8 protein-coding genes are annotated in these 7,144 nt (G+C 70.2%); 3 read left to right on the top strand and 5 right to left on the bottom strand.

All coding sequences use genetic code 11. The features are described 5' to 3' along the window. Positions 1–67 precede the first annotated feature (67 nt). On the bottom strand, positions 68–979 hold the full coding sequence (locus HLK59_RS46645) for an acyltransferase domain-containing protein (protein ID WP_171147755.1): 912 nt from the start codon (positions 977–979) through the stop codon (positions 68–70). A gap of 76 nt (positions 980–1,055) precedes the next feature. Between HLK59_RS46645 and HLK59_RS46640 the strand changes: the two genes are divergently transcribed. Next, positions 1,056–1,316, top strand: coding sequence for a DUF6343 family protein (locus HLK59_RS46640; protein ID WP_171147754.1), 261 nt, complete (start codon positions 1,056–1,058; stop codon positions 1,314–1,316). A 76-nt stretch (positions 1,317–1,392) separates the two neighbouring features. Here HLK59_RS46640 and HLK59_RS46635 read toward each other — a convergent pair whose 3' ends face one another. The 4 genes from HLK59_RS46635 to rpsA form a co-directional block, all read right to left on the bottom strand. Next, positions 1,393–1,773 (bottom strand): tetratricopeptide repeat protein, encoded by a 381-nt coding sequence (locus HLK59_RS46635; RefSeq protein WP_171147753.1) that lies wholly within the window; start codon positions 1,771–1,773, stop codon positions 1,393–1,395. 50 nt (positions 1,774–1,823) lie between these two features. Beyond that, positions 1,824–2,453, bottom strand: coding sequence for a dephospho-CoA kinase (gene coaE, locus HLK59_RS46630; protein WP_171147752.1), 630 nt, complete (start codon positions 2,451–2,453; stop codon positions 1,824–1,826). A gap of 45 nt (positions 2,454–2,498) precedes the next feature. Further along, positions 2,499–3,437 carry a PAC2 family protein gene (locus tag HLK59_RS46625; protein WP_171147751.1) on the bottom strand — a complete coding sequence of 313 codons (939 nt, stop codon included), beginning with the start codon at positions 3,435–3,437 and terminating at the stop codon, positions 2,499–2,501. Positions 3,438–3,691: 254 nt separating this feature from the next. Then, on the bottom strand, positions 3,692–5,191 hold the full coding sequence (rpsA, locus tag HLK59_RS46620) for a 30S ribosomal protein S1 (protein ID WP_171147750.1): 1,500 nt from the start codon (positions 5,189–5,191) through the stop codon (positions 3,692–3,694). Between the two features lie 320 nt (positions 5,192–5,511). Between rpsA and HLK59_RS46615 the strand changes: the two genes are divergently transcribed. Further along, positions 5,512–6,414, top strand: a complete 903-nt coding sequence (locus HLK59_RS46615; protein ID WP_346779991.1) for a class I SAM-dependent methyltransferase — start codon at positions 5,512–5,514, stop codon at positions 6,412–6,414. 99 nt (positions 6,415–6,513) lie between these two features. Then, positions 6,514–7,144, top strand: a 631-nt coding sequence (locus HLK59_RS46610) for a DEAD/DEAH box helicase (RefSeq protein ID WP_346779990.1), incomplete at its 3' end; no start/stop codon positions are given.

The raw sequence follows: 7,144 nt of genomic DNA, 5'->3' as shown, positions 1-7,144 counted from the left end.
CGGCCCCCCCCCCCCTGTCCCTCCCCCCTCCGAACCCATCCACCCGTACCACCAGGCCAGGAGGGACCTAACGCGGAAACCAGCCGTGCCCCCTGTCCCAGTGCCCACCCGCCCGCAGATGGTCCCCCACGGCCCGCTCCAACGACGTCCGCCGCGGCAGCCCCGCCACCGCCAGCTCCGGGTCCCCGAAGACGAACTGGACCGGTTCCGTGTCGGCCGGTTCACTGCCCCGGCGGGCGATCCGGAACCGTTCCTGGAACCGGACGATGTTGGAGTCGGCGTTCAGGTACCGCTTCAGCTGCGGGTCGAGCAGCCAGGAATGGCACATCGCCGCCCGATACGGCTCCTCGGGATGGTGCAGGGCGAAGAACTCCCGGGCGAGCGCCACGGATCGGTCGCAGGCCGCCGGGGTCAGCGGACCGAGGAACTCGGGGATGTGGATGTCCAGACAGGGCGTGCCCGCGGCCCCGTCGAACCCGGCCTTCGCGAGCACCGACGCCGCGCCCGTCCAGAGGTTCGCCCGCTGGAACTGCAACCGCCCCAACTGGTAGAGCTCGCCGCGGAAATGGAGCGTGAGCCACTGCGGGGACTGCACTCCTCCCCTGCCGTGCCGTCGGCGGTGGACGACCATGTTCCGCCCGAGGTCGGTGAGGGTACGCCGGGAGACGTCCGCGGGGATGCCGAGTGCGCGGTGGTACGCGCGCGTGTGCGGAAGCGCCGCGACGAACACGTACGCGGCGAAGAAGGGGCGCAGCGCCGACGGCGCCTCGACGACCCGCTCGCCCAGCTGAAGCCCGTCGCCGTACTCGATGACCTGCCCGATGTCGCGCACCATTTCCTCGGCGCACTCCTCCAGGAGCCGCATCGCCCCGGCGTCCGCCGTCAGCGTCCGGCGCAGCGCGATCAGTTCGTCGATGTCCTCGTGGGGTACCGCGAGGTCGAGAAGCACCTCGGCCAGCTCGTCGGTCTCCGGAAGCACGTGGTCCTCCCCCTGGTCGGAGCCTTTGGTGAACGTCGCACCGAAGAGTACGTTTCAAGAAGGAGTGGTGATCGCGATGCGTACGGGCAGTGAGCCGACGACCGCGCGCAGTGCGCTGCGCACGCGCTTCTGGCTGAGCGTGTGGGGGCTGGTCTGGGCGGTCTTCGGCACGGCGGCGTTCGCCCTCGCGGGGCGTCCCGGCTGGGCCATCGCCTGCGGGGTGCTGTGGCTGGTGATCACCGTGGACCTGACACTGATCCTCCGGCACATCCGCCAGGGCCCGCACTACCAGCCGGGCCCGGACATCCCGCCGTACCGGCCACCGGAAAGCCGTTAGCCGCGGCCACCAGCCGCAAGCCACTGACCACTAGCCGCTAGCCGCTAGCCATTACCCGCCAGCCACCAGCCGACGCTCACGACTCGAACCGGGCCGCCTTCAAGTACTGCGGGTTCGGGTCCAGCGCGGCGGCCAGCCGGAAGTGGCGCTTGGCCTGGTCGGGGCGCGCCTGCCGCTCGTAGGTGCGGGCGAGCGCGAAGTGCGCGAACGCGTTGTCCGGCTCGCGCTCCAGGACGATGGTGAACTCCAGCTCCGCGGGACGCAGTTGCGCGGCCGCGAAGAAGGCACGCGCGCGCAGCAGGCGGGCGGCGGTGTTCTCGGGGTGCGCGGCGATGACCTGGTCGAGCAGCTTCACCGCGCCCTGCGGATCCCGTGCGGCGAGCAGGTGCTCGGCGGCACGGAAGTCGATGACATGCGTCTCCGGAGTACGTCCGGTCGAACCGCTGGTCTGGGGCACGGCAGAGTCCTTCCCTCACTGGAAGGGTTCAACGCCCGGAAAGGGGCTTGCTATTCCTGAGGCGGCTGGGACGGGTCGTGCGCGGCACGGGCTCTTCGTACGAGATCGGCCCATACGTCCGTCACGCGTCGCCGCAGGTCGTCCAGGGGTACGTCGTTGTCGATGACGAGGTCCGCGATCTCCAGGCGCTTCTCGCGCGTCGCCTGGGCGGCCATGCGCGCGCGTGCGTCCTCCTCGGTCATACCGCGCAACCGCACCAGCCGGTCGAGCTGGGTCTCGGGGCTCGCGTCGACGACGATCACGAGGTCGTACAGCGGGGCGAGGGCGTTCTCGGCGAGGAGCGGTACGTCGTGGATCACGACCGCGTCCGCGGCGGCGGCCGACTCCAGCTCGCGGGAGCGGGCGCCGACCAGCGGGTGCACGATCGAGTTCAGTACGGCCAGCTTCTCGGGGTCGGCGAACACGATCGAGCCCAGCTTCGGCCGGTCCAGAGCGCCGTCGGCGGCGAGCACGTCCCGGCCGAACGCCTCGACGACCGCCGCCAGCCCCGGCGTACCCGGCGCGACGACCTCGCGCGCGATACGGTCCGCGTCGATCAGCACGGCACCGAACTCGACGAGCAGCCGCGACACCTCGCTCTTGCCGGCGCCGATACCGCCGGTCAGGCCCACCTTCAGCATGACCGGAAGCTTAGGGCCTGCCACTGACAGCGCGTCCGGCAGAGGTCAGTTGTCGCCTTCGCGCTCCGCGAGGAACTTCTCGAACTCCAGCCCGATCTCGTCCGCCGACGGGATGTCGATCGGCTCGGCGAGCATGTTGCCCCGTGTCTCGGCGCCCGCCGCCGCGTCGTACTGGTGCTCAAGGCCCTGGACGAGCGCGACCAGGTCCTCGTCGCCCTCCTGGATCTGGCGGTCGATCTCGGTCTGGGTGCGGTGGGCGTCCGTGCGCAGGGCGTGTGCGATGCCCGGCAGGACCAGTCCGGTGCCCGCGGTGATGGCCTCCAGGACGGTCAGCGCCGCGTCCGGGTAGGGGGAGCGGGCGATGTAGTGCGGTACGTGCGCGGCGACGCCCAGGACGTCATGGCCGGCCTCCATGAGGCGGTACTCGACGAGCGCCTCGGCGCTGCCGGGGACCTGCGCCTCGTCGAAGGGGCTGCGGTGGCCGGGTACGAGGTCGTTGCGGTTGCCGTGCGGGGTGAGGCCGACGGGGCGGGTGTGCGGGACGCCCATCGGGATGCCGTGGAAGTTGACGGAGAGGCGGACACCGAGCCGCTCGACGATCTGCTGGACGGCCGCGGCGAAGCGCTCCCACTCCACGTCCGGCTCGGGCCCGGACAGCAGCAGGAAGGGCGCCCCGGTGGCGTCCTGGACGAGCCGCACGTCGATGGTGGGCTCCTCGTACTCCGTCCACCGGTCGCGCTTGAACGTCAGCAGCGGGCGGCGGGCGCGGTAGTCCACGAGCCGGTCGTGGTCGAACCGGGCGACGATCTGGTGGGGCAGCGAGTCGAGCAGCCGGTCGACGATCTGGTCGCCGGTCTCGCCCGCGTCGATGTATCCGTCGAAGTGGTAGAGCATGACAAGACCGGCCGACTCCTGGGCGAGCGCCATGTCGACGACAGCCAGGCCCTTCGGCTCCCATGCGTACAAACCCTGCGGATCAAGCACAGTGACCGCTCCTCCTCGTGTTCGTACGTTTCAACGCCCCCTGGAGCAGGGGCATTCCCACGAGGACCTCTGATCAGCCATCTCTTACGGGCTTTTCATGGCAGAGGTGAGGACAACGCGCCCTTCAGGGGCGCGGGGAACTGCGCGACAAACCCCCGCCGGCCCGCAGCCAAACGACCAGCCCCGGGCAACGCCGAAGGGCCGCACCTCGAAAGGTACGGCCCCTCAGTCAGGAGCTAGTGCTCAGTGAGCGGTCAGCTCTGGCCGCCCGCGAGCTTCTCGCGGAGCGCGGCGAGCGCCTCGTCCGAAGCGAGGGCACCGGAGGTGTCCGCACCCTCGGAGGAGTACGAACCGCCACCGCCCGCGGCCGGAGCCGCACCCGCAGCGTCGCCGCCCTCGGCCGCGGCAGCGGCGTCGGCCTCGCGGGACTTGATGACCTGCTGCTGGTGCTGCTCGAAGCGGGTCTGCGCCTCGGCGTACTGGTTCTCCCACACCTCACGCTGGGATTCGAAGCCCTCGAGCCAGTCGTTGGTCTCGGGGTCGAAGCCCTCGGGGTAGATGTAGTTGCCCTGGTCGTCGTAGGACGCGGCCATGCCGTAGAGGGTCGGGTCGAACTCGACCGAGGCCGGGTCGGAACCGAAGGACTCGTTGGCCTGCTTCAGGGACAGCGAGATCCGGCGACGCTCGAGGTCGATGTCGATGACCTTGACGAAGATCTCGTCGTTGACCTGGACGACCTGCTCCGGGATCTCCACGTGGCGCTCGGCCAGCTCGGAGATGTGGACCAGACCCTCGATGCCCTCGTCCACGCGGACGAACGCACCGAACGGAACCAGCTTCGTGACCTTGCCGGGCACGACCTGACCGATCTGGTGCGTGCGGGCGAACTGCTGCCACGGGTCTTCCTGGGTCGCCTTCAGCGACAGGGAGACACGCTCGCGGTCCATGTCGACGTCGAGGACCTCGACGGTGACTTCCTGGCCGACCTCGACAACCTCGGACGGGTGGTCGATGTGCTTCCAGGACAGCTCGGAGACGTGGACCAGACCGTCGACGCCACCCAGGTCCACGAAGGCACCGAAGTTGACGATCGAGGAGACCACACCGGAGCGGACCTGACCCTTCTGGAGGGTCGTGAGGAACGTCTGGCGGACCTCGGACTGGGTCTGCTCCAGCCAGGCACGGCGGGACAGGACCACGTTGTTGCGGTTCTTGTCCAGCTCGATGATCTTCGCCTCGAGCTCCTTGCCCACGTAGGGCTGGAGGTCGCGGACGCGGCGCATCTCGACGAGAGAAGCCGGCAGGAAGCCACGGAGGCCGATGTCGAGGATGAGACCACCCTTGACGACCTCGATGACGGTACCGGTGACGATCCCGTCCTCTTCCTTGATCTTCTCGATCGTGCCCCAGGCACGCTCGTACTGAGCGCGCTTCTTGGACAGGATGAGACGGCCTTCCTTGTCCTCCTTCTGGAGGACAAGGGCCTCGATCTCATCGCCCACGGCGACGACCTCGTTGGGGTCGACGTCGTGCTTGATGGAGAGCTCGCGGCTCGGGATAACGCCTTCGGTCTTGTAACCGATGTCGAGCAGGACCTCGTCCCGGTCGACCTTCACGATGACGCCGTCGACGATGTCGCCGTCGTTGAAGTACTTGATCGTCTCGTCGATCGCGGCGAGGAAGGCTTCCTCGTTACCGATGTCGTTGACCGCAACCTGCGGGGTGGTGGCGGTGGTCTCGGTGCTGCTCGTCATGTGGGAAAGGGCTCCGGTTACGGACAGAAAGTCGTAGGTACTGCTACGCCGGGAGCCCGTATCGCTCTGAAGAAGCCAGACAGCCAGGGAAGCGCCACACCAGGCATGAAGCCGGTGACGCCTCGAAAACCGAGGGGACATACGACAGATGCGAGCGCAGCCTGCTACGTCTGAGGTGCGCAGGCCCGCAGCGCAACTTGTAGCATACGGGGGCAGCCGGACAGGGTCAATGCGCGAAGGCGCACACCCGGGGCGGATCGCCGCATACCCGGCACAAGAACTGTCTCTGGAGGCCATCCAGGCCCCGAGACACCTCCTCCGTGACACCCCTGAGGGGACGGATTGGAGGGAAGAGTACGACGAGGGAGCCGATCATCCAAGAGCCCGTAGCGTCCGAGCCGAACGTCACACAGGACTTCGAGACATCCGACTCCGAGCCCGAGGCCACCCGCCGTGACGCCGATGTCGCGGAGAGCTCCCGGGCCAACCGGGGCTGGTGGGACCGCAACGCGGATGAGTACCAGGTCGAGCACGGCACGTTCCTCGGCGACGACCGCTTCGTGTGGGGTCCCGAGGGTCTGGACGAGGTGGAGGCCGAGCTGCTCGGCCCGGCGGAGCAGCTGAAGGGCAAGGACGTCCTGGAGATCGGCGCCGGCGCGGCCCAGTGCTCGCGCTGGCTGGCCGAGCAGGGCGCCCGCCCGGTCGCCCTGGACCTCTCCCACCGTCAGCTCCAGCACTCGCTGCGCATCGGCGGATCGTTTCCCCTCATCTGCGCGGACGCCGGTGCGCTGCCCTTCGCGGACGCCTCCTTCGACCTGGCGTGCTCGGCGTACGGGGCGCTGCCGTTCGTGGCGGACCCGGTGCTGGTCCTGTCGGAGGTGCGCCGGGTACTGCGGCCGGGCGGGCGTTTCGTCTTCTCGGTCACCCACCCGATCCGCTGGGCGTTCCCGGACGAGCCGGGCCCGGAGGGGCTGTCCGTCTCCGCCTCGTACTTCGACCGCACGCCGTACGTCGAGCAGGACGACAACGGCCGCGCGGTGTACGTGGAGCACCACAGGACCGTCGGCGACCGTGTCAGGGACATCGTCGCCGCCGGTTTCCGCCTGGTGGACCTGGTCGAGCCGGAGTGGCCGGCCTGGAACACCTCGGAGTGGGGCGGCTGGTCGCCGCTGCGCGGGAATCTGATCCCGGGATCGGCGATCTTCGTGTGCGAGCGGGACTGACGGCCACGCACGCGTACATGGCCGGAAAGACCGGAAAGACCGGAAAGAGGGGCACGCGCGCGTAGCGGGGCGTTCTCGCGGTCGTACGACACTGGGGGCGTGATCCGTTACGACGCTCTGGACGCCCTTCCCGTACGCGGTGCCCTGCCCGGCCTGGCCGACGCCCTGGACGCGCACGGCACCGCCGTCCTGGTCGCGCCGACCGGCAGCGGCAAGACCACCCTCGTACCGCTGGCGCTGGCCGGGCTGCTGGACGGTGACGCTCCCGCGCGGCGGGTCGTCGTGGCCGAGCCGCGGCGGATCGCGGCCCGCGCGGCGGCCCGGCGGATGGCGTGGCTGCTGGGCGAGAAGGTCGGCGGGAGCGTCGGCTACACCGTGCGCGGGGAGCGGGTCGTCGGGCCACGCGCGCGCGTGGAGGTCGTGACGACCGGTGTCCTGCTCCAGCGGCTCCAGCGGGACCAGGAGCTCGTGGGCGTCGACGTGGTGGTCCTGGACGAGTGCCATGAGCGGCATCTGGACGCGGACACGACGGCGGCCCCCCCCCACCGCCACGACCGGCGCCCACCACCTGCGCGCGGCCGCCCCGCCCGCCCCCCGCCCCCCCGCCCCGGCAACGACCCCCCGCCCCGCCGGACCGCCACCGCCACGACCCCCGGCCGCCGGCGCCGCTCGGACGGGGCACACGGCGGTGCGCGCCCGCCCCAGCGCCGCGGCCGCCGCGGCCGCGCCC

Source organism: Streptomyces sp. S3(2020) (assembly GCF_013044505.1).
Lineage (GTDB): Bacteria > Actinomycetota > Actinomycetes > Streptomycetales > Streptomycetaceae > Streptomyces.
Note: the sequence above shows the minus strand (reverse complement) of the source record. Positions and strands in the feature narration are given on the sequence as shown.

Excerpts from the sequence above, each read along its gene's own strand:
- coaE (WP_171147752.1), bottom strand. The coding sequence starts at position 2,453 with ATGCTGAAGGTGGGCCTGACCGGCGGTATCGGCGCCGGCAAGAGCGAG.
- HLK59_RS46640 (WP_171147754.1), top strand. The coding sequence starts at position 1,056 with ATGCGTACGGGCAGTGAGCCGACGACCGCGCGCAGTGCGCTGCGCACG.
- rpsA (WP_171147750.1), bottom strand. The coding sequence starts at position 5,191 with ATGACGAGCAGCACCGAGACCACCGCCACCACCCCGCAGGTTGCGGTC.